22 protein-coding genes are annotated in these 26,339 nt (G+C 38.0%); 9 read left to right on the forward strand and 13 right to left on the reverse strand.

Annotated elements, in window-relative coordinates:
• Positions 1 to 699 (forward strand): arginyltransferase, encoded by a 699-nt coding sequence (locus ACOB82_RS03765; RefSeq protein WP_448211608.1) that lies wholly within the window; start codon positions 1 to 3, stop codon positions 697 to 699.
• Positions 700 to 782: 83 nt separating this feature from the next.
• Positions 783 to 1,001, forward strand: coding sequence for a translation initiation factor IF-1 (gene infA / locus ACOB82_RS03770; protein WP_011043571.1), 219 nt, complete (start codon positions 783 to 785; stop codon positions 999 to 1,001).
• Positions 1,002 to 1,095: 94 nt separating this feature from the next.
• On the opposite strand, the gene clpA is transcribed toward infA, so the two are convergent.
• Together clpA and clpS are read right to left on the reverse strand one after the other, a co-directional pair.
• Entirely contained in the window at positions 1,096 to 3,354 is a 2,259-nt protein-coding gene (gene clpA, locus ACOB82_RS03775; RefSeq protein ID WP_448211609.1) for an ATP-dependent Clp protease ATP-binding subunit ClpA, read from the reverse strand.
• Between the two features lie 32 nt (positions 3,355 to 3,386).
• Complete coding sequence (gene clpS / locus ACOB82_RS03780; RefSeq protein ID WP_448211610.1) at positions 3,387 to 3,707, reverse strand: ATP-dependent Clp protease adapter ClpS; 321 nt, start codon at positions 3,705 to 3,707, stop codon at positions 3,387 to 3,389.
• Positions 3,708 to 3,920: 213 nt separating this feature from the next.
• On the opposite strand from clpS, the gene cspD reads away from it, so the two are divergent.
• Positions 3,921 to 4,142 (forward strand): cold shock domain-containing protein CspD, encoded by a 222-nt coding sequence (cspD, locus tag ACOB82_RS03785; protein WP_448211611.1) that lies wholly within the window; start codon positions 3,921 to 3,923, stop codon positions 4,140 to 4,142.
• A 76-nt stretch (positions 4,143 to 4,218) separates the two neighbouring features.
• On the opposite strand, the gene icd is transcribed toward cspD, so the two are convergent.
• The 3 genes from icd to ACOB82_RS03800 all read right to left on the reverse strand — a co-directional run bounded on the left by icd (position 4,219) and on the right by ACOB82_RS03800 (position 7,068).
• Positions 4,219 to 5,469, reverse strand: coding sequence for an NADP-dependent isocitrate dehydrogenase (gene icd, locus ACOB82_RS03790; RefSeq protein ID WP_448211612.1), 1,251 nt, complete (start codon positions 5,467 to 5,469; stop codon positions 4,219 to 4,221).
• 210 nt (positions 5,470 to 5,679) lie between these two features.
• Positions 5,680 to 6,414, reverse strand: coding sequence for an SGNH/GDSL hydrolase family protein (locus ACOB82_RS03795; RefSeq protein WP_448211613.1), 735 nt, complete (start codon positions 6,412 to 6,414; stop codon positions 5,680 to 5,682).
• Positions 6,415 to 6,432: 18 nt separating this feature from the next.
• Positions 6,433 to 7,068, reverse strand: coding sequence for a LysE family transporter (locus ACOB82_RS03800; protein WP_448211614.1), 636 nt, complete (start codon positions 7,066 to 7,068; stop codon positions 6,433 to 6,435).
• A 179-nt stretch (positions 7,069 to 7,247) separates the two neighbouring features.
• Here ACOB82_RS03800 and ACOB82_RS03805 point away from each other — a divergent pair, with 179 nt between their 5' ends.
• The 3 genes from ACOB82_RS03805 to ACOB82_RS03815 all read left to right on the forward strand — a co-directional run bounded on the left by ACOB82_RS03805 (position 7,248) and on the right by ACOB82_RS03815 (position 11,714).
• Positions 7,248 to 7,478 carry a FeoA family protein gene (locus tag ACOB82_RS03805; protein ID WP_448211615.1) on the forward strand — a complete coding sequence of 77 codons (231 nt, stop codon included), beginning with the start codon at positions 7,248 to 7,250 and terminating at the stop codon, positions 7,476 to 7,478.
• A gap of 11 nt (positions 7,479 to 7,489) precedes the next feature.
• Positions 7,490 to 9,304, forward strand: coding sequence for a ferrous iron transporter B (gene feoB / locus ACOB82_RS03810; protein WP_448211616.1), 1,815 nt, complete (start codon positions 7,490 to 7,492; stop codon positions 9,302 to 9,304).
• Between the two features lie 436 nt (positions 9,305 to 9,740).
• Positions 9,741 to 11,714: a BCCT family transporter gene (locus tag ACOB82_RS03815; RefSeq protein ID WP_448211617.1), complete on the forward strand. Its 1,974-nt coding sequence runs from the start codon at positions 9,741 to 9,743 to the stop codon at positions 11,712 to 11,714.
• A gap of 46 nt (positions 11,715 to 11,760) precedes the next feature.
• Here the strand turns inward: ACOB82_RS03815 and ACOB82_RS03820 are convergent, their stop codons facing one another.
• The 5 genes from ACOB82_RS03820 to ACOB82_RS03840 form a co-directional block, all read right to left on the reverse strand.
• A complete protein-coding gene (locus tag ACOB82_RS03820; RefSeq protein WP_448211618.1) occupies positions 11,761 to 13,734 on the reverse strand; it encodes a tetratricopeptide repeat-containing sulfotransferase family protein in 1,974 nt (657 codons plus the stop codon).
• 120 nt (positions 13,735 to 13,854) lie between these two features.
• Positions 13,855 to 16,530 carry a TonB-dependent receptor gene (locus ACOB82_RS03825; RefSeq protein WP_448211619.1) on the reverse strand — a complete coding sequence of 892 codons (2,676 nt, stop codon included), beginning with the start codon at positions 16,528 to 16,530 and terminating at the stop codon, positions 13,855 to 13,857.
• Between the two features lie 512 nt (positions 16,531 to 17,042).
• A complete protein-coding gene (gene nhaD, locus ACOB82_RS03830; protein ID WP_448211620.1) occupies positions 17,043 to 18,464 on the reverse strand; it encodes a sodium:proton antiporter NhaD in 1,422 nt (473 codons plus the stop codon).
• A 643-nt stretch (positions 18,465 to 19,107) separates the two neighbouring features.
• Positions 19,108 to 20,340, reverse strand: a complete 1,233-nt coding sequence (locus tag ACOB82_RS03835; protein ID WP_448211621.1) for a diguanylate cyclase domain-containing protein — start codon at positions 20,338 to 20,340, stop codon at positions 19,108 to 19,110.
• 279 nt (positions 20,341 to 20,619) lie between these two features.
• On the reverse strand, positions 20,620 to 21,393 hold the full coding sequence (locus ACOB82_RS03840; RefSeq protein ID WP_448211622.1) for a hypothetical protein: 774 nt from the start codon (positions 21,391 to 21,393) through the stop codon (positions 20,620 to 20,622).
• A 118-nt stretch (positions 21,394 to 21,511) separates the two neighbouring features.
• On the opposite strand from ACOB82_RS03840, the gene ACOB82_RS03845 reads away from it, so the two are divergent.
• A complete protein-coding gene (locus ACOB82_RS03845; RefSeq protein ID WP_448211623.1) occupies positions 21,512 to 22,537 on the forward strand; it encodes an IS110 family transposase in 1,026 nt (341 codons plus the stop codon).
• 363 nt (positions 22,538 to 22,900) lie between these two features.
• Here ACOB82_RS03845 and ACOB82_RS03850 read toward each other — a convergent pair whose 3' ends face one another.
• The 3 genes from ACOB82_RS03850 to ACOB82_RS03860 form a co-directional block, all read right to left on the reverse strand.
• The gene (locus tag ACOB82_RS03850) at positions 22,901 to 23,224 is read right to left on the reverse strand and encodes a hypothetical protein (protein WP_448211624.1); all 324 of its coding nucleotides are present in this window, start codon (positions 23,222 to 23,224) and stop codon (positions 22,901 to 22,903) included.
• A 116-nt stretch (positions 23,225 to 23,340) separates the two neighbouring features.
• Positions 23,341 to 23,706, reverse strand: a complete 366-nt coding sequence (locus ACOB82_RS03855; RefSeq protein ID WP_448211625.1) for a hypothetical protein — start codon at positions 23,704 to 23,706, stop codon at positions 23,341 to 23,343.
• A gap of 493 nt (positions 23,707 to 24,199) precedes the next feature.
• Positions 24,200 to 24,634, reverse strand: coding sequence for a replication/maintenance protein RepL (locus ACOB82_RS03860; RefSeq protein WP_448211626.1), 435 nt, complete (start codon positions 24,632 to 24,634; stop codon positions 24,200 to 24,202).
• Positions 24,635 to 24,944: 310 nt separating this feature from the next.
• Here ACOB82_RS03860 and ACOB82_RS03865 point away from each other — a divergent pair, with 310 nt between their 5' ends.
• On the forward strand, positions 24,945 to 25,379 hold the full coding sequence (locus ACOB82_RS03865) for a hypothetical protein (RefSeq protein ID WP_448211627.1): 435 nt from the start codon (positions 24,945 to 24,947) through the stop codon (positions 25,377 to 25,379).
• Entirely contained in the window at positions 25,379 to 26,218 is an 840-nt protein-coding gene (mobV, locus tag ACOB82_RS03870) for a MobV family relaxase (protein WP_448211628.1), read from the forward strand. The genes ACOB82_RS03865 and mobV overlap by 1 nt, the downstream gene beginning before the upstream one ends.
• Positions 26,219 to 26,339 lie beyond the last annotated feature (121 nt).

Raw genomic sequence — 26,339 nt, forward strand, 5'->3', positions numbered from 1 at the left:
TTGGAGCAATTTAAACTAGGTATTAGCAAAGAATTTCCTTGCAATTATTTGCCTGATAAAAATGAGCGGCTGATAATTGTCATTGATGATCTAACCAAGCAAACTGATGATTACGATTATTTAATGCATCAAGGTTTTCGTCGTAGTGGTGACCAAGTTTATCGGCCACATTGCCGAACATGCAATCAATGTCAGTCAATTAGAGTATGCACAGATTTATTTAAGCCCACTAAAAGTCAAAAGCGCTTACTTAAGAAGAATCAACAATTTAGCACCTGCGTGACTGAGCACGCTAAACCTGAGTATTACTCACTCTTTGAGACCTATATCAATACTCTTCATAGTGATGGAGCCATGTATCCAGCCAGTGAGGAACAATACAATAACTTTATTTTTACCGATATTGCTAAACAACTTTTCCTAGAAATTTACGATGAAAACAAACTGATAAGTGTCGCGGTAACCGACGTATTACCTAATGCAATTTCAGCCATATACACTTTCTATCATCCAGCATATCGAAAGCAGGCATTAGGGATTTATTCTATTTTACAACAAATTGCATTAGCGAAGACCATGAAAAAGCCGTTTGTCTATTTGGGTTATCAAATTGATGAATGCCAAAAAATGAATTACAAAGCGAAGTTTTTCCCGCACCACAGATTAATCAACAATCAATGGCAGATAGTAAATAAATAGCTCCGGAGCTTTACTTTATCATCACAATTGGGCATGATCTGCGCAGCTTTAATTTCATGCACAATTTAGAGGTTTAACGCCCAATGGCGAAAGAAGAAAATATTGAAATGCAAGGTACGGTTTTAGATACCTTACCTAACACTATGTTCCGCGTTGAATTAGAAAATGGTCACGTGGTTACCGCACACATCTCTGGTAAAATGCGCAAAAACTATATTCGTATTTTAACCGGTGATAAAGTAACTGTAGAACTTACACCTTATGATTTATCTAAAGGTCGCATTATTTTCCGTGCAAGATAAAGCCTAAATATCTAATAAAAAAGCCCTGAGTTTTCAGGGCTTTTTTATTAATGCCGACCAATTAATCCTTCAATCAACCAGCAAACTAATTGAATTAGTGTTCAACCAACTCCTTTTTACTTTCTGTCTTGATCACTAGCGCATCTTGCTTAACGGTTACTTTAGCTACACCACCGTTAACTAGGTCACCAAATAATAGCTCATTAGCCAATGGCTTTTTCAGCTGCTCTTGGATCAATCTCGACATTGGGCGTGCGCCCATTGTTTTGTCGTAACCTTTTTCTGCAAGCCAAGCTTTAGCGCTAGAAGTTAACTCTAATGAAACCCCCTTCTCATCAAGTAATGCTTGTAACTCAACAATAAATTTATCAATGACTTGATTAATCACTTCATTGTCTAAATGGTTGAACCAAACAATATTATCTAAGCGGTTTCTAAATTCAGGTGAAAATACTCGATTTATTTCAGCCATTGCATCGAAACTATGGTCTTGTTGCTTAAAGCCGATTGATGTGCGTGTAGTTTCAGCAACGCCAGCATTGGTGGTCAGCACTAAAATTACGTTTCTAAAGTCAGCTTTCCGGCCGTTATTATCTGTTAGCGTGCCATGATCCATAACCTGCAATAAAATATTATAAACATCGGAATGTGCTTTCTCTATTTCATCAAGCAAGACAACGGCGTGCGGATGTTTAATTACGGCGTCAGTTAGCAAACCACCTTGTTCGTAACCAACATAACCAGGAGGCGCACCAATCAAGCGACTAACTGCATGCTTTTCCATGTACTCGGACATGTCATAACGAAGTAACTCTACACCCATTATTTTTGCGAGTTGCTGCGTAACTTCAGTTTTACCAACACCTGTTGGGCCTGCAAATAAAAATGAGCCAATTGGTTTAGTTTCATTACTTAAGCCTGCACGCGATAACCGAATAACGGCAGTTAATTCATCAATGGCTTTATCTTGACCAAATACCACCATTTTTAAATTACGATCGAGATTTTTGAGACTATCTTTCTCTGTACTAGAAACCGATTTTTCTGGGATCCTAGCCATTTTTGCAACAATAGATTCTATATCACTATTGTTAATCACTTTTTTACGCTTAGACGGGCTAAGTAACTGCTGTTTTGCACCTGCTTCATCAATAATATCGATGGCTTTGTCCGGCAAGAATCGTTCATTGATATATTTATCTGCCAACATTGCGGCAGCTTTTAGCGCTTTATTGGTGTAGCGAATACCGTGATGGCTTTCGTATTTATCTTTTAAGCCCTGTAGAATTTTTGTTGTATCATCAACACTAGGCTCAGCAATATCTATTTTCTGAAAACGTCTAGCTAACGCCCTATCTTTCTCGAAAATACTTTGGTATTCCTGATAGGTAGTAGAGCCTAAGCAACGTAACTTACCTGAAGACAATAGTGGTTTAATTAAGTTAGAAGCGTCCATCATACCACCAGAAGCAGCGCCAGCACCGATAATAGTATGAATTTCATCAATAAATAAGATGGCATTTTCTTCGCGTTCTAACTCTTTTAGCAAAGACTTAAAGCGTTTCTCAAAATCACCACGATATTTAGTTCCCGCAAGCAAGGCGCCCATATCCAGTGAGTAAATCACGCCATCTGCTAAAAATTCAGGCACTTTCCCTTCAACGATTAAAGCCGCAAGACCCTCTGCAATTGCGGTTTTACCAACCCCGGCTTCACCGACAAATAACGGGTTATTTTTTCGGCGACGGCTTAATACTTGTAGTGTGCGTTCTAATTCATCATCACGACCAATAAGCGGATCAATATTGCCTTTTACCGCTTCCTCATTAAGGTTAACTGCGAAGCTTTCTACAACTCTCGGCTCTTCGCTTTGTTGCTGCTCAATTTCTTCATGAGGCGCATTTTCTCCGCCCTGATCAATTTTTGAGATGCCATGAGAAATAAAGTTAACAATATCTAAACGGGTAATATCAGATTTTTTAAGAATATAAGCAGCTTGAGATTCTTGTTCACTGAAAATTGCAACAAGTACATTCGAGCCATTAACTTCATTTTTGCCTGAAGACTGGACATGAAATACTGCTCGCTGCAATACTCGTTGAAAGCCCAGCGTTGGTTGAGTTTCGCGATCTTCCTCACCTTCGGGAATAACAGGCGTTGTTTCACCAATAAAATCAATTAAACTTTTTCTAAGCTTAGGCATATCTGCACCACACGCTTTTAAGGCATCAAGCGCAGAAGGATTGTCAAGTAATGCAAGCAATAAATGCTCAACCGTCATAAATTCGTGACGAGAATCTTTGGCCTGACGGAAAGCCAAGTTTAACGAAATTTCTAAATCTTTATTAAGCATAGGTTACTCCTGCTTATTACAACCATGCATGACTACGCTTTTTCCATCGAACATTGCAGTGGGTGTTGATGTTCTGAAGCGAATCTTATTACCTGATCTACTTTTGTCTCTGCAATTTCTGCAGAATATGTGCCACAACGAGCTTTACCTTTATAATGGATCGTCAGCATTATTTCAGTGGCTTTCTCTGAGTCCATATTAAAAAACCTACGTAAAACTTCAATTACAAAATCCATCGGTGTGTAATCGTCGTTTAACAATACCACATGATATCGCGGTGGCTCATCAACTCGTTCTTCTAACAGTTCTCCTAGTTCATGTTGAGATTCTGTTAGCTCTTTCCAATTACTCATAAATTTATATTAGTCTCTACAGTTTATTTTTGCTGAATCTTTTTTCAAAATAAAAGATTAAAAAATTGTAAAAAAAATTGTAAACATCTTGACAATTATTCTACATAATCTACGATTTAGATTGTGGTCATTTTTTGGTCACAGCGTGTTTACGCACTTTTTTATAGGAAGCATACCTAAATTATACCGCATGATATAGAAGGAAGTAGATGTATGGCTCACGGTACAGTTAAATGGTTTAATAATGCAAAGGGGTTTGGCTTTATTCGCCCTGATGACGGTGGAGAAGATATATTTGCGCACTACTCTACGATTCAAATGGACGGATATCGGACATTGAAAGCTGGTCAAGACGTCAATTACGAACTAAATGAAGGCCCCAAAGGTCATCACGCAGCAAGTATTGTACCTATCGAACATGATTTAGACAATTAATGTACAGACACTGGTTTGTGACGCAATAAAAACACAGCAGTTGCTGTGTTTTTTATGGCTCAAACAAACTTGATAATTAGTTTAAGTGTTTAATAATCTCATCACCAAACTCTGAACATGACACTAACGTAGCGCCATCCATCAAGCGTTCAAAGTCATACGTAACCGTTTTAGCGGCAATGGCACCTGACATACCTTTAAGCATTAGATCTGCCGCTTCAGTCCAGCCCATATGCCTTAACATCATTTCAGCAGATAAAATTACTGAGCCAGGATTAACTTTATTTAAGCCAGCATATTTGGGCGCAGTACCATGAGTTGCTTCAAAAATAGCGATTTCATCACTAATGTTCGCACCAGGGGCAATACCAATACCGCCAACTTGAGCAGCCAGTGCATCCGACAAATAGTCACCATTTAAATTTAGTGTCGCAATAACACTGTATTCTTCTGGTCTTAACAACACTTGTTGTAACATAGCATCAGCAATAACATCTTTAATGATAATTTCTTTACCTGTTTTAGGGTTGGTTAAAGATAACCAAGGACCACCGTCCAGCAAATCTGCACCAAACTCATCATGAGCTAACTGGTAACCCCATTCTTTAAACGCTCCTTCAGTGTATTTCATAATATTGCCTTTATGCACCAAAGTGACTGAATCTCTGTCGTTGTCGATTGCATATTGAATGGCTTTACGTACTAAACGCTCTGTACCTTGTTTTGAGACCGGCTTAATACCAATACCACAATTTTCAGTGAAACGTATTGAACTTACGCCCATATCATTAGTTAAGAAATTAATTAACTTTGTTGCCTCATCAGTACCCGCTTTATATTCAATACCTGCATAGATATCTTCAGAGTTTTCTCTAAAAATCACCATATCAACGGCTTCTGGGTGTTTTACTGGGCTTGGAACACCGGTAAACCATTGCACTGGTCGCTGACATACGTACAAATCGAGTACTTGGCGTAACGCTACGTTTAATGAACGAATACCACCACCTACAGGTGTCGTTAGCGGGCCTTTAATGCCAACTTTGTATTCTTTAAACATTTCAAGTGTTTCTTCAGGCAGCCAAGTTTCTGAGTCGTATATTTCAGTCGCCTTCTCACCTGCATAGACTTCCATCCAATGAATTTTTTTACCGCCGCCATAAGCTATTTCGACCGCGGCATCGACAACTTTTTTCATAGGCGGTGTTACATCGACTCCTATACCATCACCTTCGATATAGGGAATAATTGGATTGTTTGGTACAGTTAATTGGCCATTAATTATTGTAATTTTTTGCCCGTCTTGTGGAATTTGTACTTTCGACATATGGCTTCCCCTTCTATGAATTAAGCCTAAAAACATTTTGGTATTAACCTACCCCTTAACCTAAACGAAAAGGAGCAAATACACTAACTTAATCAAGTTGATAACCAGTATAAGCTATATGAATAAAGGTTAGGCAAAATTTAAATTTAGACAAGGAAAAAGCGTGGTATTTTTCAAATAACCTGATTTCAATTCACCAATAGTTTTACATTAGTCATTAAAAAATTGACTCAAATAAATAGACTCGGCAATCGATTTATTACCCTCAAGGTTCGGATGGAAACCATCGCTTGCAAATAATTGATGATCGAGCTTCATATTTGTCGATAACAATTCAAAACTATCGGTAGTTCTTGCTAATTGCATACTTACTTTATTTAAGCGCATGCTTCGATAGCTCAGTACCCAAGAAAGTGGTGGCTTTAATAACGTAAAACCTGCAAAGTCAGGTATCGCCAATAAACAAACTTTACTTTTTGAGTAATGTGAATTTACTAGATTTATTAACTGCGTAAGCTGTTGGCGCCACTTTCTCGTAGAGATAAACCCTTTTGCATCGTTAACACCTATTGAAATAACAATGTGGCTATAGCGCTCACCTGTATTCGCTAGGAGTAGTTGATAAAGACCAGTTATGTTTAAACCGGACTTTGCAACAGTTGAAGTAGACACCCGACAGCCATATTGTTCAGTTATGCAATGATGTAACTGACCAGATAACGACGAATTTACCTCGTTAACACCAACTCCTGCGGCAACTGAATCTCCCGTAATAAGTAGCGAAATTTCTCGAGCTTTACTGTCAAGTTGTTGCGTGGCTTGGGAAGTCAAAGGTATGCCACTCATTGTTTCAGGTAGCCTTAGTGCAGACTTTCTCAGCCACCAACCTTGAGCTATCCAAGCGGGTGACGTCATTAAAATTAATAGCATTCTTAACCAATTCAATGCATTAACCTCATAAATCTAATGTATGTTACTGGTTAACACGTTAATACCAACAACAATAAATACCGCACCTAGTAGTTTGTTAATTAAATGCCCTGCTCGTTGATAGCCACTGTTTATAATAGGTCTACTGAGGAGTAACACTACGATCGCAAACCAAGCAAACTGAAGAATCATCATCCACACACCATATATCACCAACTCCCATAACGGCATGGTAGGCGATAAGATCATAGTAAATAATGCAACAAAATAAATGGGTGCTTTTGGGTTTAATGCATTACACAAGAAACCTTTAGTTATTAGCGCAACTACTGACATTTGCTTCGATTTAACACTTGAAGTGACAAGGCTATTTGTTTGAACCGATGACGATTTAACTGATTGATAACCTAAATAAATGAGATAAGCTCCACCTAAAAATTTAATTATTAACAACAAGACTTCAGAGCTGGCAATAACTGCTGCTAGCCCTAATGATGAATAGAAAATGTGTACAGACAGCCCCAAAGCAATGCCTATACTGGTTAAAATTCCAGCCTTTTTTCCACTGCTCAGGGTTTGCTGTGATACTAAAACAAAATCAGGGCCTGGAGATGCTGCGGCAAGCAAATGTACTGTTGTTATTAATAATAGCCCTTCAATTAATGTCAAAATCATTTACCTATATTTTAGTTTTATTTACGTTGCTTTTTTCAATTAGCTTTAACCGACAATTTTTAACCATTCAGTACTAGCAATAATCTTAGTGACAAATAATAATAATTATCATTTAAAAATAAGTTAGAGAATCGTATACTACCTGCACTTCCTAGATTGAGGATCAAAATATAATGACATTATGGGAACTTATCAAAGGTGAAAAAGCCCTTATTTCTCATCTATGTAACCAAATAGATAATAGCATTTCGATTAGATTAGTCGAAATGGGTTTTATCCCAGAACAAACGGTTACTTGCCTTCGTCACAGCCCATTTTCAGGGCCAGTAGTTATTCAAATAGGTGATTGTGTTTATTCACTTGAACAACAAGTCGCAGAAAAAATTTACCTATCTAACAAGTAGTAATTCATAAAATGAAAAAAGTATTATTAGTCGGCAAGCCTAATTGCGGAAAAAGCCTACTATTCAATCAATTAACTGGTTTGAGACAAAAAGTTGCCAACTACCCTGGTGTAACCGTTGAAATCAAATCAGGTACTATGGACAAGTACCAATTAGTCGACTTTCCAGGCACTTATTCATTGAATCCATTAACTAATGATGAACAAGTAGCGGTTGACCAACTAAAAAAGAATTTGCAAGACGAAGAAACGTCGCTGATTGTTTGTGTGCTAGATGCAACACGATTAGAGCGTTCTTTAGTGTTTGCATTACAGGTACAACAATTGGCATTAAAAGCCAATAAACAGGTAGTGTTTGCCTTAAACTTTATCGATGAACTTAGTCGCTTTGGTCACTATGTTAACACCAAAGAGCTAGCCGCAGATTTAGATGCACCTGTTTTTGCCGTATCAGCACGAGCTTTAGATGGTATTACAGAGTTTAAGCAAGGATTAATTAAGCTATTGGAAGCTGAAACAAGCACTGATTTGCCGACTCACCCCCCCCACAACCAAGACCCGATCAATTACAGCAGATTGTTGGCTAAAAAGTACGCTATCAATAAAGACATCGTACTTAAAAGCCAAAATAAAGTTGATGGTTTTATGCTTAATAGCATTTTCGGTACATTAGCATTTCTATCAATTATGTTTTTGCTATTCCAAAGTATTTTTACTTGGGCTGCACCTTTAATGGATGGTGTCGAATACTTGATAGGCGAGTTTGCAACTGTAGTTACGCAATTCACCGGTTCTGGCATTGTCACCGACTTTCTTAATGGTGCATTGTTTGGCGGGTTAGGCTCATTCCTAGTTTTCGTTCCGCAAATAATGATGCTAACGCTGATTATAGGTTTACTTGAAGACAGTGGTTATTTAGCCAGAGCTGCGCTAATTTGTCATAAGCCACTAAGTTATTTTGGCTTATCTGGCCGTAGCTTTATTCCATATCTTTCTGCACATGCTTGTGCTATCCCAGCAATAATGGCGGCAAGAACCATAGAATCACCACGTAAACGTTTGATTACTATGATGACCATTCCATTAATGTCGTGTTCGGCTCGCTTGCCAGTGTACGGTTTACTTATTGCAGTATTTATTCCAAGTAATTACCAAGTACTTGGTTTATTTAACGCGCAAGGCGTGGCATTTTTTGCTTTATATTTATTCGGCATTGTTATGGCGCTAGTGGTAAGTGCCCTACTGTCACGCTCAAAGTTAACATCATTAGAAACCTCTGAAATGCCATTTATTTTAGAGTTGCCAAGTTACCGTTTACCTCACTGGAAGCCGTTAACTTATCGCGTAGTAAATAGTGGCTGGCAATTTATAAAACGCGCTGCACCTATTATCTTTATTGTATCAGTAGTACTTTGGGTGCTTGGGTATTTCCCTTTAAATGCCGATCTTGAAAATTCATGGCTTGGCACTATCGGCCACTTTATTGAACCGATATTTGAACCGTTAGGTTTAGATTGGCGCTATGGCGTTGCTATATTAATGTCATTCTTAGCGCGTGAAGTATTTGTTGGTGCTTTAGGTACGCTTTATGGCATTGAAAATGGTGAAGAAAATATTGCCAGTTTAACTGAAAATATTTTAAACGACGGCCTAGCACTTAGCACAGGCATTGGCTTAATGGTATTTTATGTTGTGGCTTTACAGTGTGTGGCAACGGTTGCAACATTAAAAGGTGAAACTGGCAGCAATAAAATAGCTATCGGCTTATATGTTTTCTACGGGCTGCTAGCGTATTGTTTAGCACTATTGGCTAACCTAATTTTTTAGTTAAGCTTGTTATCTATTTTTAATAAAGTTTACTCTTTCAATTTACTTTTCCGCTTTACACTTTGACTAGCAACCATTGTGTAAAGCAAACGCTATATCAAGTCAAAATAGTTAATAAAAATTGACTTAGCTCAGCTGTCCCCAAGACGCCTATGCCATGATGGGCAATAGACAGCAATCTGTCATGATCATTCCATCAGCCAATGTTGTCTTGGTAAGGTTAGGCTGGACAAAGGGTGATTACCCAATGGCAGAAAATTACCTTCAGTTAATAACTTTATTAACAACTAACAAAAGCTAAAAAACATTAGATGTGTAATTAATATTTATAACTAAAAACATCTATTGCATTTCAATTCATTGATTTATTTATTGATGTAGAAAATAAACGTACAATACTTATTAAGCAATCAATAATTAGAAGTGTAAGTATATTATGGAGATGACGCACAAAAAATTTAATAAAGCGGTATTCCTACCATCAACACTCACTATTGCCGTGATCTTGTTAACCACACTGCTTTGGCCTCAACTTGCCGATACGACATTTAAAGCACTTCAAACAAATATTACCCAAAATGGCGGTTGGTTTTATGTACTAACCGTGGCGATTATTGTTGGCTTTGTCGTCTATTTAAGCCTTTCACGCTTTGGCGAAATAAAGTTAGGGCCAGATCATTCAACACCTGACTATAAGTTATCCACTTGGATTTCAATGCTGTTTGCCGCCGGAATGGGCATTGGCTTAATGTTTTTTGGTGTCGCTGAGCCCATCATGCATTATTTATCACCACCTACGGCAGAGAAAGAATCACTAGAGGCAATCAAAGAAGCAATGAAAATTACCTTCTTTCATTGGGGATTTCATGCTTGGGCGATTTACGCAATTGTCGCGTTAATTCTAGGGTATTTTAGTTACCGACAAGGCTTGCCATTAACCTTACGCTCAGCCCTGCACCCTATTATTGGTGACAAGATTTATGGCTGGCCGGGACATTTAGTCGATGTCTTTGCTGTAGTCGGTACAGTTTTTGGTGTCGCAACCTCGCTAGGCATAGGTGCTTCGCAAGTCAACGCTGGCCTGAACTATTTATTCTCAATAGATATTTCAAATACCAATCAATTGTTGGTTATTCTATCGATTACCTTTATTGCCTCGCTTTCGGTTGCAACTGGCTTAGATAAAGGCATTAAAATTTTATCTGAAATCAATATGGCATTGGCCATTGCCCTTTTAGCACTTATTTTCGTTTTAGGGCCAACTGTGTTTCTCCTGCAAGCGTATGTGCAAAATATTGGTGGTTACTTATCAGAAATAGTGTCAAACACCTTTAATTTGTTCGCCTATGAAAAGAAAAGCTGGATTGGTGGTTGGACAATATTCTACTGGGCATGGTGGCTTGCTTGGGCTCCTTTTGTCGGCTTGTTTATTGCGCGAATTTCCAAAGGTCGCACTATTAGAGAGTTTGTTTTAGGTGTATTAATTGTTCCCACTGCCTTTACCCTTCTTTGGATGACTATTTTTGGTAATGCCGCTATCTATCAACTTGTCGATCAGGGCTATGTTCGCCTTGCAGAGATGATTAACGAAAACTCATCGGTTGGCTTGTTTGTGTTTTTAGAAACACTGCCTTGGTCAACGTTACTGACGGGTTTGTCGGTCATTATGATCGTGATATTTTTCGTTACCTCATGTGACTCAGGCGCTATGGTTATCGACATGTTATGTTCCAATGGTCGTGACGATACTCCACTTTGGCAACGATTATTTTGGGCGGCAACCGTTGGCGTTGTTGCGGGTGCTTTAACGCTAGTTGGCGGGCTAGAAGCCTTACAAACCATGACAATTGCTAGTGCTTTGCCATTTAGTATGGTTTTACTAGTCGCTTGTTTTGGCTTAATGAAAGCATTACGCGTAGAAGCCGCGAAGCAAGATAGTTTACTGGTTAATGCCTTTAACAGTAATAGTTATGAAGACCCTAAAGACTGGCGCGAAAAACTCAGTAATATTTTATCAACACCAGATAAGCAAAATGTCGATAGCTATATTCAATCTACTGTTTCTAAAGCATTTAAAAAGGTACAACGTGAATTCGAAGATAACGGCATTAAGGTTGAAATAGCCACACCTGCTTCCGGCATTGAACTAAATGTCTTTCATGGTGATGAATATGACTTTATTTATGGGGTACATAAAAAACAACATATTCAACCTGACTTTAATCTAGATAGTCAAACACCAGCAAATGCAGCTGAACTAGAACCAGAAACCTATTATCGAGCCGAGGTTCATTTACTTGAAGGCGGCCAGGATTATGACATTATGGGCTGGTCAGAAACTGCGGTAATTAACGATATTATTGACCAATACCAGAAACATATGCATTTTCTACATTTACTCAGGGAATAGTAGATCTAGCGCATTTTGTCATTTGATTAGAGCAAGTGTGAAATAATCAGTCTTTTAACACTTGCTCTAGTTCATTTAGATACGGCTTATAATTTTTCCAATGCGCTAAGCCTTGTTTCGATATAGGTTGTCTAACCTGCTGTGCACTAGGCGTATGAATATTACGCTTCGTTTTATAAAACTCAATACACGCTTGTTCAAAAGGTAATTGGCAGTATTCAAGAATACGGCGTACTTCGGTTTCAAAATTATTTACCAATTCTTCGTGCTGAACACGTAAAATTTGGTTTGGTAAGACTTCATCCCAATGAGACATTAATCGTTGGTAATCTTTATAATATTGGCCAATATCAGCTAAGTCATAACTAAAGTCTTGTCCCTCTCCAAAGAGCTGTTTAAAACCGCTAAAGCAACAAGCCATTGGCGCTCTTCTAGCGTCAATAATTTTAGCATTGGGTAAAATAAGTTTAATTAAACCGATATGAATAAAGTTATTTGGCATTTTATCAATAAAAAACGGTGCGTTTTTGCGATAAGGCTTGGTATCGCGTAAATACATATCACCTAATTGTTTTAATTGTTCACTAGAAAGTTGCCATAGGTTTTTTGGGTATTCTGACTCACCACTGGCAATTCTCCCCCTAAGTTTAAGGGCAATGCCTAATATATTGTGAAGTTCCATGGTGCCATCAACCATGCTGTGAGAAGCCAAAATTTGTTCTATCAACGTAGAACCAGCTCTTGGTAATCCTAGGATAAAGATAGGATCACTCGCAGAATTACCCTGATTAGCTTTTTCGTTAAATAACGCCCTGCTGGTAAAGTTGATTTGCTGTTCAATCAACATCGTTGATTTAGTCGCATCATAGCCACTGCTCTGTTTTTTTAATTGATTGCCTTTAGCATAAAAGGTAAACGACGATTCAAATACTTTTCGGTCTTCATAGGCTTTACCTAGTGAAAAACAAATGTGTATTTGATCTTCAATGCTTATTCCTTGTCTATCTAACAAGGCCGCCATTTGTTTAAGTTCGCTATCTGAAAACTGATAAGTTTTGATATTGGCTAAACTCCAGTAAGCATCACCATGATCCTGTTTTATTTGGTAAGCTTGCTTATAAGCTTCTACAGCTTGTTGATAGTCTCCGGATGTTTTATGGGCATGACCAAGTTGCACATAAATTCCGGCTCGCTCAGGTGAGTTTTTTATAATATCTAAATATATTGCTTTACCGAGCTCTAGCTGATCTAAGTTAATGTAGCAATTGGCTAATGTAGCCTGCACTGTAACTTGAGTAGCGTTTTCTGGAGAAAACTTCTGTAAAAACGCTTCGGCCTGCGAAGCTGCTTGTTCAAATTTTCCGAGCCGATTCAACAAATTAATATAAAGCGCCTTGGCTTGTTCATTTTCTGGATGTAAATTTACACAGCTTTCTAATAAAAATTCAGCATCATCAAATACTTTTAGCTTTACACCAATCTCTGCCAATAAGCACATAGCATCTACTTGGTGCTTATTCTTTGCAAGAAAGTTACGGCACACCTGTTCAGCTTTAAAAAGCTTTCCTTCATACATTAGGTCCATTGCGCCTAATACAGTTCGAGGTAGCGCATTTAAAACAGTTAATTGTTGCGCTGCTTGCGGATAATTTGGATGGTTTTGCGCTTTAAACAATTCAACTATTTTTTGCCAAGCAGCAACTAATGCGGGGTTCATTTCTACCGCTTTATGAAAAGCGAGCAAGGCATTTTCAATGTTGTCTACTGCAAGCTCACAATAACCTAACTCTTGATATGCTCTACCATTGTTGGGCTGTATGTTTATTAACTCGTTTAGTACGTTAAACGCTTCATTGAGCTTATTTAAATACCGTAAAACCACCGCATTTAAATAGGTTAACTCCTGCTGCTCGTCACTTGTTAACTCAGGGTGCTGTAACTGCTGTGAAATTAATTTCTGCGCTTGGCTAAATTGGCCATTTTGTAGATGTGACTTTATATTTTTTATTGTTTGGGTCATTTTAAGGTTAAGTAAATAATAATTTGTACGAAGTTATTTAACTGAAAAGTGAAATAAAAAAGCAAGTTTTACAGTAATACCTGTAGAAAACTTGCTTTAATTTAACAACACCGCCGAATACTATAAGTCGTAAGAGAACCTAACACCAATAGTTCTAGGTCTATTAGTAACAACTTTTGGCGTAAACTGCTGCTCATCAATATAAAGCTCAGCCCTTTCATCAAAAGCGTTGTCAACATATAGCTCCGCTTTCCATTCGCCATCAGTAAAGCCAAAGGCTAAGTTAGTGATGGTATAGGCGTCGGCAACATAACGGCCACCAGCAAAAGCATTACCTTCACTATCGCTATAGGTTACCCCTTGGTATTGACCTGCAGGTATTTCCTGCTCAATCTTCAACCCTGTTCCCGTACCATAAACTAGTTTATGGGTATCTTCAGAAACATAGGCGTTGGCAAACATCCCAGATAGACGCTCGCCAGTGTATGAAATAGAGCCATTAACATACCCTTCCCAGCCGTTTGGTAGTTCGTAGTAGTACCTTGCCCTAATATTACCAGAAAAATCAGCAGAATAAGGCAGCTTGCTACCAACAGGTGCTGACAAGTTCTGCATTGTGCTATTAAGCTTAGTAATTTCGGTATTTAAAATGCTAAAAGCACCACTTATCATTAAATTACTGGTTGCTTGCCAGACAAAATCAGCATCTAGCCCTTTAATTTCAGCTGTACCAACATTGTCAGTGAAATAGAAAAAAGCGATATTAGTCGGATCAAAACGCGAGGTTTGCAAATCGTTTATTTCAGAGCTGTAGGCAGTCGCATTGAAACGAAGTGTTCTATCAAAGAAATCCCCTTTCATACCTACTTCATAGTTTTCAAGTTCATCGGTTAACGAATAAACAGGTATTCGATAGCCTTCAAACGCAGAGCCTGGTGTTTGGTTGCTTGCTAGCTGACCACCTGTACGAGCGGTAACTGGTGGACGGAAACCTTCAGAGTAATTAGCGAAAAACATCACGCTATCAGTTGCTTGCCAATTTAAAGAATACTTAAAAATAGTGTCATCAACGGTTAGTTTACCATCTGAGTCCAATAGGTTATTTTCAAGCTGCCCATTAGCGATTGCGTCTAATATTGCTTGGCCTTCTTCAGCACCAAAATAATCTAAAATATCCTGATCTGTGCCGCCTAATGCGCGAATACGTTTGGTAACGCCACCGTCATTTTGTGAGGTTGTTGCGCCGGTGAAAATATCTTCAATTTCATACCAGCGCGCCCCAATGCTAGCAGTTATAGTATCGGTTAAATCGTATTCAAACTGACCAAAAACAGCAATTTGATTAATTTCATGGGTAATGTCATTAACAAAGCTGGTTTCTTTGGCAAATGGCTTGCCACCATTATTCGTTCCTTCGCCAGTAACAATTACGCCATCAGGCCCCCAAACCCCATCGGGAAATTTACCTGAAGACCCTAATTGAAACGCGCCAACGGTGCCTAACTCTTGCTCATCATAGTAGATACCTGCGGTAACTCGCCATTGATTTTCTACTGGTGTGTTAAAGCGAATTTCCTGAGTGAAACGGTTAACGTCGGTATTTTCCTTATAATAACCGGTAGGATCATAACATTGCTGTTCTTCAGGAGCAGCCGCATAACTACAGGTGTAATAAGTAGCGAATACGCCACCATTGGTGTATCCGGTGTAGTCAACTGTTGCGTCTATTTCACGGTCTAAATAACCACCAGCGTATACAATATCAAGTTGGGCTAAGCGCCCTTCTAATGTCCATGTGGTTAAGCCAAAAGTGTCTTCATTCTTTTCCGGTACAAAGCGGCTGGTACTTTCTTCGTCGTCATACGATGGATCATAAGCAAACACACCTTCCGTCTCTAACGTTTGGGCTGTATGTTGAATAATAAATTGCCATTCATCATTAATTAAATACGACAAACCAAAACGTGCACCAGCGTATGTGGCACTATTAAAGTCTTCCTCGACAATAGTTGCATTACTTGGTGTAACACTAGGTGTATTCGCAGGATCGGCTAATTTTCCCCAGCCTGGTGCTATTCGATCTAAATGAATTGGGCTACCTATGTAGCCGCCTTCGCCCGCTTTATTTTCAACATTGTCAATCCAGCCGCCTTGATGGTCTGTATATGCCGCTACTCGAAATGCCAAATCGTCAGTTAACGGAAGGTTAAAATAGCCCTCAACCGCGTTGCTTAAATCACCGCCATTGGTAAAACCTGTATTAAGATCAAAGCCTGCTTCAACATCATAATGATTTGGTTTTTTAGAAATAATACGAACGGTACCTGCTTGTGAGCTAGCGCCAAAAAGCGTACCTTGCGGCCCGGGTAATACTTCCACTCGCTCAATATCTGTTGCATAAACATCAAGGTTACGTCCTTGCATGGATACTGGCTGTTCATCTAAATATATTGCTACTGAAGGCTGAAGCGCTTGCACAGAAGAAACCGCAATACCCGTTTGTGTGGTAGCAGCACCGCGAATATAAACTTCGTTTTGACCTGGGCCTGTCCCTTGAAAGACAACGTTAGGTAGGAATTCAACATAGTCTTGGAAATTATCAATGCCTAAATTGTCCATAGCACTACCACTTAATGCTGATACTGCTATGGGCACTTCTTGAATACTTTGAGCGCGTTTCGTTGCGGTTACTTCGATAGTTTCAATTTCATTTGCATTTTCAGCAAAAGCAGGAAGCGTCATGCTCCCTCCTAACGCCGTTAAAATAGCACTAGTGATGAGCTTACGTTCAAACATAGTTCTCCCTTTGAGCTTTATTATTAGTTAGTGATTATATGTCTACTAAATTTTTCACGTTTCATGTTTTATATTCTCATAAAAACATAAATAATAGTTAGATATGTAATTAATTTCATGAGTAAGCATTTAAATTTTTACTATATATTCATTATGTTAAATAGCCACACAAATACAAAGGTGACTACATTTTATATAGTAGTCGAATTATTCGATGTGTAAACACCATAAGCTATATTAGATAAAATCTTTATTAAAATGCTTTGAATAGGGGCTCTTAGAAATTATTAAATAATGTTATCGCTAAGCGTTATTAACTTAGCTTTTTTGAGAGACAAGCGGATTAGCGGGTATAAATAGAAAAGATAGGGCATTAGTTTTAAAATAAATTACAAGTGACTAATGCCTTACCTTAATAACTGAAGGATGTTTAAATAAGTTAATCGGTTACTTTATCTCTAACCAATGTCCTCTCCTTTAACCAATTGCTGGCTGCAATAAACGTTTAAAACTTAGCCATTAATTAAGAAATGTACACCAATACTAGCGGCATAACCGAGTACAATCACCCAGCTCCATTTTAAATGGCCTACAAAGGAATAAATACCTTTGGTTTGGCCCATTAACGCTACACCAGCTGCTGAACCAATAGACAACAAGCTACCACCAACGCCAGCAGTCATGGTTACTAATAACCATTGTTGTAAATCCATATTAGGGTGCATGCTAAGTACCGCAAAAACCACCGGAATATTATCAACAATAGCCGAAAGCACACCAACGGCGATATTGGCGTAAGTTGGGCTCCAGTTATTATATAAAAGCTCTGAGACCAAAGTTAAATATCCCATAAAACCTAGGCCGCCTACACACATCACCACGCCGTAGAAAAACAATAAAGTGTCCCATTCTGCACGGGCAATTTTGTCAAAAATATCGAACGGCACAATATTACCTAGCCGTTTTAGCGCTTTTTCATCTTTGGCAATTTGAGCCTTAGTACGCTTTTTATCTAGTGATCGCGGTAAACTTATTCGTAAATAAAAACCTAAAAATTTTAGATAACCTAAGCCTAACATCATGCCAAGCACTGGCGGCATATTAACAAAACTGTGACAAGCCACGGCCGTTGCTATCGTAACAACAAATAAAAAGATAATGCGTTTAGCACCGCGTTTTAGTTGAAAGTACTCATCTAATACCGGCTGAGATTTTGAATTGGATATAAAAAAACTCATGATTAGCGCTGGCACAAAAAAGTTAACAAACGATGGTACAAATAACACAAAAAATTGCTCGAATATAACCAAGCCTGCTTGCCAGATCATTAGCGTGGTAATATCGCCAAACGGGCTAAAAACGCCCCCAGCATTTGATGCAATAACAATATTAATACAAGCAATGTTAATGAACTTTTTATCGTTTGCTGCAACCTTTAACACAATGGCACACATCAACATTGCGGTGGTTAAGTTGTTGGCAAACGCCGAAATGGCAAAAGCCAACAAACCGGTTAACCAAAATAACGACCTTAAACTTAAGCCCTTCGATACCATCCAAATACGCAATGCATCAAACACCCCGCGCTCTTCCATGGCGTTGATATAGGCCATCGCAACAAGCAAGAACAGTAGTAGCTGGGCGTACTCTAATAAATTATGGTTAAACGCTTCTTCTGCCTCAAGCGGAATGCCGTTTTGGGTATAAACCCAGCCTATCATCAACCAAATAATACCGGCTGCAACAAGAACAGGTTTTGATTTTCGTAAATGTATAAAGTCTTCACCAATCACCAAAACATAAGCGAAAGTGAATAGCACTATGGCAATAATGCCAAACATAGATGATGTTAAATTTATTGAACCAGGCTCAGCCGCCCAAGACATCGCAGGAAATGTTAGTAAAGAAGTTAACAGCAGAAGTTTTTTCAGCATGATGGTTATTCTTTTAGTCAAACAATAAGAAAAGGTTACAGCTAAGAAATAGCCGCACGCATTTTACATATTTATTACAAACTTTAGTAACCTTATTTACATACTGATAAGTTATTAATGTATTCGGATTGGAATATAGAATTTAACTCGTTTAATGGAAGTGTAGAAGGTACACATAACTGCTAGATAATATTTAACACGCTTACGTAGCGGCCAACAGTTTTTGCAAATTAAAACTGAAGGCATTAAACGAAAAAAGCCCTAACATTTCTGCTAGGGCTTTCTTTTTGAATATGGCGGTGAGATAGGGATTCCTACTCACCTCAGAATAAAGCCAATTAACTCAGTCGGTTAACAATTGCTCAATATCGTAACAAATTTGTTGTGACAGATAAAGGTGACAATAAAGCTAACATATAGTTAGAAGGTGTTGGGACTATGACCTGACAAGTTCTTATAGACATTTAAAGTGTAGCTTTAAGAGAATAAGTTTTAACTTGAACTGCCAAATTTGATTTCTAGAGGTGAAAAAATCTAACAGTGAATAGCCAATCAGTGCCAAAAACGGAAGTTATTGAAAGTAACAATTGTTATTTATTTGTCTCAATCTCTACTAAGTGTTAGATATTGCAGAATGAAGTACTTAGTTTGCGAAAGTAAATTTACCTTTGCCGCTGCGCTTTGACTCATACATAGCTTTATCTGCGGCAATTATTAGGTCTTTTATATCTTTGTATTCGATAGCAGAATTTACAATGCCGATGCTTGCTCCAATTTTAATTGAATTCCCATCTAAAATTATCGGTTCGGATAATTCTTTATTTATCCTATTAGCAATGTCTATGGCGCATTTTTTTTCACCTACATTGCGAACTAATAAAACAAACTCATCTCCAGCATAACGGGCTGCAATATCATTGTTTCTAATAAGAGATTTTAATATAGAAGATACTTCTTTTAGTAGCATATCTCCGTATTGATGTCCTAATGTATCATTTACAGATTTAAAACCATCTAGATCAATAAACATTAAACTAAATCTTTGATTGGTATCTTGTAAAAAGTCAGTATTCACTCGTTTTAAAAAATCATTAAAAAATGCTCTGTTTGGCAGGCCAGTTAGCACATCATGGTTAGCAGAATATTCAAGAGCATCTTTGTATGCTTGCTCATTTATGTATTCATCTCTTCGCATAATAGCAGTAGATATATGCTGAGCCACAAAAGTTAATAGCTCACTATCATGCTCAGTAAAAAGATAGTCAGGATTATAACTTTGTAGCACTATTGCACCTTTAACTTTGTCCTTATGAATTAATGGAACACCCAACCAAGACTTGTCCATGTCACTGGGTTTAACAGTAATGCCTTGCTCATATAATTCTAATTGTTGTTCCTTAGTTAGTAGTACACTACGACCACTTCTAATAACAAGTTCGGTATAACCATTACTTAACTTCTTAGGTATATAACGGCTTTCTTCTGCCTTATTTTCATCTTTGAAATAAGGAAATGACAATAAATCACTCTCATCGCAATATTGTGCGATGAAAAAGTTGTTTGTCTTGATAACGCTGCAAACAATTTGATGAATTCTTTCAAAGAAAACACTTTCTGTTAGTATCGAGTTAAATGTTAGCTCAGATATTTGGTATGCGGCACTCAATAATGCTTCAGAATTGGCTTTACCAGAAATTTCCTGTTTAAGTGCATTTATTTCATTTTGTAATTCTAATTTGCCCATAGAGTAGGCTTTATTCGCAATAATGAGCGCATCTTCAATGCTTATATTGTTTTCAATTAAAGGTAGGAATTTATCACCACTTTTATCGACTAAAGCACCTTTTTCTGTGGAATAAGAGAAGTTATCTTGCATGAATTTTTATTACTAGATTTCTATAAAGCTTTTAGCTTGAGCATATAGGATTTAAAGATACCTAAGTTACAAAATTACTGCAAACAAGTACGCTTTTGAAGTTTGAATCACATATTTTTTATATTTTCAAAGGTCCGTTCCTCGCTCACAGTCGAACGTCGCATATGTGCCAATAGCGGACGATGGTAACGCCCCATTCAGGAGATTTTAATTGTTGGCTAAAATAACGAACGTAGTGAGGAAAGCCAAATGTTAAAAGTCCCGCACTGCAATGGCTTGTTAAGTTTCGTTTGCCATACGTTTACAAGCTCTGCCTGTAAATTCAAATAGATCTTCAATTTTTTCTGGTTGAATATCTAAGTTTCTATAAGCAGTCACAAATTCGTCAAGGGTTAATGGTGAAAAGTCAATATCCTCAGTTCCCCGAGAAAATGGAAAAGTTTTATTAACTAGAGCTTGTAACTTACCTAGACAAAATATTTTACTCATAATATTTGCTGGTATTTGTACCATATGACTTTCAGGGTTAAATTCCTCGAACACACTGTTTAACCTTGCATCATGTACTTGTAATTGAGATAAAATATCCGCTAAGTGTTCGCCTACATTGGGCGGAGCCGAATGGATACATTGGCGAAAGACACTTTTATAATCTCTAGGCAAAACTGGTAGAGCACTATTAAGTTGTGTTCTACACCGATCACTATTATCACTTGCTCTTTTATAAGCTTCAGTATACAAAATTGCACTTTTTTTAAAGTAGGATGTCAGTTCACTTAAGGCTTCAGGCAAGAATGCTTTAGCCGCAACAAACTCTCTTTCTCTTTGTTTTTCTGCATTATAACGGGCAATAGAAAAAGCAATTAAGCTAGAAGCGAATGCAAGAAAACCAACATTAAGAGATTGCCAAGAATTCCAAACTTTTAATGCCGCATTCCAGCCACCATAAAAGAAAGGGTTTATAAACATGAAATAAATGTAAGCCGCTATTGGAAGCGGTAATATAAACTTTGACAGTAAGAGCCAATGTCTTTTTTTGATAAGAAACTCCATATCGTGATATTCAACCTTTGGAAACATAACGAATGATATGGACTCCCCACTCGGCATCTATCGCAAGCGAATGTGCCATAGTGAAGTTGATAAAGAGCTTCAATTGAGGAGAGTCCATATGTCACTAATTAAAGCAATTGGCATCGATTTAGCCAAATCTGTGTTTAGTATCCACGGTGTTGATAAACATGACAAGTGTAAACTTCGTAAAACTATTAAGCGAAACAAGCTGTTAGCTGAAATCGCCAAGCTCGAACCTTGTATCATCGGTATGGAAGCGTGCTCAGGGGCTCACTATTGGGCAAGAGAGTTTACTAAGCTTGGCCATGATGTTCGTATCATGGCGTCTAAATTTGTTATTCCTTATCGCCAAAATGAGAAGAACGATGCCAATGATGCTGAGGCAATTTGCGAAGCGGTTACCCGTCCTAAAACACGCTTCGTCAGTATCAAAAGCGAAGAGCAACAAGCAGTGCTTTGTTTGCACCGTATTCGCCAAGGCGCGATTAAAGATAGAACGGCACTAATTAACAGACTTCGCGGATTACTAGCTGAGTTTGGTATTGTTATGCCTAAAGGTCGCTACCCTGCACAACATGCTATTACGGGTATTTTAGAAGATGGAGAAAACGGTCTACCGTTTCTCGCTAGAGAATTACTACATGACTTGTGGCAAAGCATTAAATGTTTAAATCAAGACATCCTTAAGCATGATAGAAAGCTTTATCAATTAGCGAATCAAATGACGGCAGCTAAACGTTTAATGAGTATACCTGGTGTTGGTGAAATCACAGCAACGGCTGTAGTTGCTACCGTCAGCGAAGCCAAAGATTTCGAAACCTCTCGTGCATTTAGTGCGTGGATTGGTTTAGTCCCTAAGCAATATTCGACAGGTGGCCAAGTGAAACTAGGGCGAATCAGTAAGCGGGGTGAAAAGCATATTCGCACGTCACTGATTCATGGTGCTAGAGCGGTTATCGCCAATTGCAAACACAAAACAGACAGAACGAGTTTGTGGGTGAAAGAGCTCATCGAACGACGAGGTTTTAAACGCGCCACGGTAGCCTTAGCAGCTAAAAATGCACGATTGATATGGGCATTACTACACAGTGAAAAAGAATATCAGGTTGATTATGTAAAATAGAAAAAGGTTAAACCAAACGGTTAACCCCACCGAGTCTTAGCTTTAGCAATTGACGATAACACGGTCAGACCGAGAGCATAAAAGCCTGTTTAGTCGGGAAGAGATAACAACTCTGTCTAACGAATGAGGCATTGCTCAAGCGCAAATCATCAGGGCGATAGCACAAGCTGTTACGGCAGCAAGCTAGTAAACGCCGAATGTAGAGCTGCTGTCAGATCTTCTTGTTGTCAGAGAACGCTATTGCTTGACAAAGGGGAGTCCATGTAGCCTCATTAAGAGGAAATTTATAGTTGGCTAAAATGTTGAACGCAGTGAAAACAGCCAACTGTAAATTTTCCTGCTTAAATGACTTGTTATATTGCCTTAACCACTACGCTTGAACAAACTAGATATACCGTACGCAATTGCAATAAAAACAAACATCACCTCGTGATTTCCAGTTTTCTCAGCCCAACTTATTACTTTGCGTTCATCTTTGATAAAGCACGGATAGAATAAAAGCATTCCCACAATAAAGAAAATCGCACTCGCAATGCTAGCGATCACCTCATTATTTTCTTTGTGAGATAATACGAAGAAACTAGTCAATAACGACATAAGGGCTAATTCAATAAATAGGATTTTCGAAACACGAACGTCAAGTTTTTTACTTTTCTTCAAGTTTTTCACCACACTATAACTTGGCAATATAACACCCCACTAAGGGGCAGTAATACGTAGGCTAAAATTAGGAGCGAAGCGACAGAGCCTACGTGTTACTGTCCCAACGAGCGAAGCGAGAGCCTTGAGTGGCTTGTTATATGCTAATTACTCTGTTTTTTAGCGTTTTCTTGTTTCATTTTTTCTATTGTACCGTTACGTAACATATCTCGATAAGCCTCATCTCGCTCGACTGGTTCAGGGATATAAGCCTCTTCAACCAATAACTGTTTTATTGGAACAGGTTGCAATACTGATTGCTTATCTTTGTTTTCAACGATTTGCCACATACGACCTGTGTGAGTGTCTAATAAATATTGATCAGATCTGAAACTACTAACTTGACCGAAAACAAACCTACCATTTTCGGAACCTAATACTTTGTGTTGGGGTGGAATAACCTCGACAGGTTGATTTGCGTGAGCAAGACAAGAAATAAAGAATGATGAGGATATTATAAGATTTTTCAACGCTTTCTCCTTAGCATATAACAATTTAATAGTGCGCAAATTGCGCATATTTCTGATTTGCAATCGCGCACTTTTCTGAATTGGTTTGTTTTAACAAAGTTGATAACTTGTTGCCAGCATTATTAAAAATATACGTTGCTAATTTTTTGAAAAGGACAAAAGTGCGCAAATTGCTCATTTTCCTGAATATGGGAGAACTTCGTTGGTCCTGGATATAAAACAGTATCCAAAAGTAAATATTCAATGTCCGTAAATCACAGCTAATAACTGCCTGTCAGATGAAATCCAAAATAACTAGCTAGTTAGTAAACTGAAATAAATAAAAAGTATGTTCATTCGTTATATATAATTGTATCACTAGCGTCATTACTTATCGTAATCCGCTCAATGATGCTATTTTCCATTTTTTACTTATTTATCAAGTTAGTAATATTTACGTTCTTATATATATGTTTAGGGGCGGATGCGTCAGCATTACCGCCCCAGAGATTCATCAAGCGGCTTGTTTATTAAACTGCTCACGTTGTGATTCCAACTGCTTTAGCTTCCCTCTATAAAAAAGGAGGGGGGATAATTGGAACATTCCAGAATCTAGTTTACGAATATGGCCGTATTTGACCAATTGGCTGATGATATTACGCAAGGTAGCTAAGGATAAACCCAAGTCCTTTGCCAAGCTTTTACGTCGAGCGGTGGAAATATCAATTTCCCCCGTATCAAACTCAATTTCACAGGATAATGCCAACAATACAAGTAGTTGGTTGGCTGTTAAGCCTTTTAGCGCTGAAATATGCCCAAAAAACATCGCATATTGAATCTTAACTTTCTTTCGAATAACTCGCGCCTCCTTTTCAACAGACTCGATAAATTCGCCAGTTTCACGGTCAATACGAGTTGTAATGGTTTTTGATTCAATAGTTGTAGACATCCTACTCTCCTTGTCTTTCATTAGTGGCTTCATTGCCAACAAAAGCATTTTAACACATTGATTTAATGATGTTTTTCAAAAAACAATTATGTACAACAATAAAACAAAGCGTTTGTTGTGCTTTTTTTATAACATCTTGTTTTTCTGTTAAATTTATTTTCATACTTTCGAACTGTTTGGTCATGTTTTATACAGGTTTAAATAGCACCTATTCAATTCCGAATAATATTTAACCGACAACAGGTCGAGAAACATAAATTCTGTTAATATCAATCAAAGAAAGCATTAATGTTATTTATAGGGAGGTGGCATGGAAGTTGTCATTTTTAATATTACGATTGCAGAACAAGAAAGTTACTGTGTAAACGATTTAAATTTAAATCGTAGTGAAAAAGTTCGCCTACTCTTTAAGGACAAATTGAGTTGTTACCTCACCACCCTTGCCCCCGTTCACGTCAAATTTGACCATGATTCAAAAAAGGCTGTTAATTCAAACTGCTTCCCTGCAATAGCAATTGATGAAAGCAAAGCAGCTATGCTTATGTATGGACGCATCAAAGCAGATGGTTGGATACAGGTAGGTAAATCAGATTCTGATGATGTATATCGAGTACATGTGTCGCTTGAAGTAAGGAAGAAACACAGAAAAGTGCCAGAGATAAAGGAACGGACTACTTCTGAGGATACGCAATCTTTGATAGAACGGGCGAATATCCAACTAGCTCAAAGTCACAGGAAATTATGATGAACAAATTGCCTTTTGCTATTTTACGTGCAGGTAAAATTAAGTCATTTGGTGAGCTAGCAGCCATGCAATCGCATTGTTTACGTACTCGGCCTACACCTAATGCAAATGCAAAATATACACACCTAAATCGCACTTATGGAGCTGACGGTGATCTTTGTGAGGTCGTTAAGCAAATATTAACAACAAACAATGTAAAAATACGTAGAAATGGCGTATTAGCTATTGAACTCGTACTATCATTTTCGCCTGAGTTTATAAAAAATGAAGACGGTAGTTTAAAAAGTGATGCTAATGCACTGTATAGGCGCTGGAGAAAGCTTACACAGCAGTGGTTAGCAGAGAGATTTGGCACGAACCACATCAGAACTTTCGAACATTTTGATGAACAATCTCCGCACTTTCACGCGATTATCATACCGCTCGAAAAACGTACAAATAAAGCTGGAGATGTCATTCACAAATTGAATGCTAGAGGGATAACCGGTGGCAGAGATAAATTACAAGCACTACAAACAAGTTATGCTACCGCCGTATCTTCTGTAGGTTTAAAAAGAGGAGTTAAAGGGTCTACTGCTAAACATACCACCGTGAAGCAGTACTATGCTGCGCTTAAACAATCTAATCAATTATGTAAACAAACAGGCTTAACTCCCCCAACCTCAAACCCACTTTCCTTCAATCATTGGCAATATGTTGTATCAAAATTGGCAAAATCTTTGGATGAGTCACATGAGTCAGAGCTTATGGCATTAAGAAACATTATCGCCGAACTTGTTGAAACCAACTCTCGACTCAACGAAGCGTTATCTCGTCAAAACCGCCCTCATATACGCTAGAAGCGTTTACGAACGGACAATTTAGCTTGCGTAATAATTGTGTAGTGAGTACACATTTTTACTACACATCAACATTTGCTGTGGACTAGATAGTGTACATAAAAAAGCGCTGAAAACAGCG

Source organism: Colwellia sp. MEBiC06753, from assembly GCF_053470325.1.

Coding starts and splice junctions, on each gene's coding strand:
- ACOB82_RS03825 (WP_448211619.1), bottom strand. CDS start 16,530: ATGTTTGAACGTAAGCTCATCACTAGTGCTATTTTAACGGCGTTAGGA.
- ACOB82_RS03865 (WP_448211627.1), top strand. CDS start 24,945: ATGGAAGTTGTCATTTTTAATATTACGATTGCAGAACAAGAAAGTTAC.
- cspD (WP_448211611.1), top strand. CDS start 3,921: ATGGCTCACGGTACAGTTAAATGGTTTAATAATGCAAAGGGGTTTGGC.
- ACOB82_RS03840 (WP_448211622.1), bottom strand. CDS start 21,393: ATGGAGTTTCTTATCAAAAAAAGACATTGGCTCTTACTGTCAAAGTTT.
- ACOB82_RS03860 (WP_448211626.1), bottom strand. CDS start 24,634: ATGTCTACAACTATTGAATCAAAAACCATTACAACTCGTATTGACCGT.
- ACOB82_RS03820 (WP_448211618.1), bottom strand. CDS start 13,734: ATGACCCAAACAATAAAAAATATAAAGTCACATCTACAAAATGGCCAA.
- ACOB82_RS03845 (WP_448211623.1), top strand. CDS start 21,512: ATGTCACTAATTAAAGCAATTGGCATCGATTTAGCCAAATCTGTGTTT.
- ACOB82_RS03815 (WP_448211617.1), top strand. CDS start 9,741: ATGGAGATGACGCACAAAAAATTTAATAAAGCGGTATTCCTACCATCA.
- clpS (WP_448211610.1), bottom strand. CDS start 3,707: ATGAGTAATTGGAAAGAGCTAACAGAATCTCAACATGAACTAGGAGAA.
- icd (WP_448211612.1), bottom strand. CDS start 5,469: ATGTCGAAAGTACAAATTCCACAAGACGGGCAAAAAATTACAATAATT.
- clpA (WP_448211609.1), bottom strand. CDS start 3,354: ATGCTTAATAAAGATTTAGAAATTTCGTTAAACTTGGCTTTCCGTCAG.
- nhaD (WP_448211620.1), bottom strand. CDS start 18,464: ATGCTGAAAAAACTTCTGCTGTTAACTTCTTTACTAACATTTCCTGCG.
- ACOB82_RS03835 (WP_448211621.1), bottom strand. CDS start 20,340: ATGCAAGATAACTTCTCTTATTCCACAGAAAAAGGTGCTTTAGTCGAT.
- feoB (WP_448211616.1), top strand. CDS start 7,490: ATGAAAAAAGTATTATTAGTCGGCAAGCCTAATTGCGGAAAAAGCCTA.
- mobV (WP_448211628.1), top strand. CDS start 25,379: ATGAACAAATTGCCTTTTGCTATTTTACGTGCAGGTAAAATTAAGTCA.
- ACOB82_RS03805 (WP_448211615.1), top strand. CDS start 7,248: ATGACATTATGGGAACTTATCAAAGGTGAAAAAGCCCTTATTTCTCAT.
- infA (WP_011043571.1), top strand. CDS start 783: ATGGCGAAAGAAGAAAATATTGAAATGCAAGGTACGGTTTTAGATACC.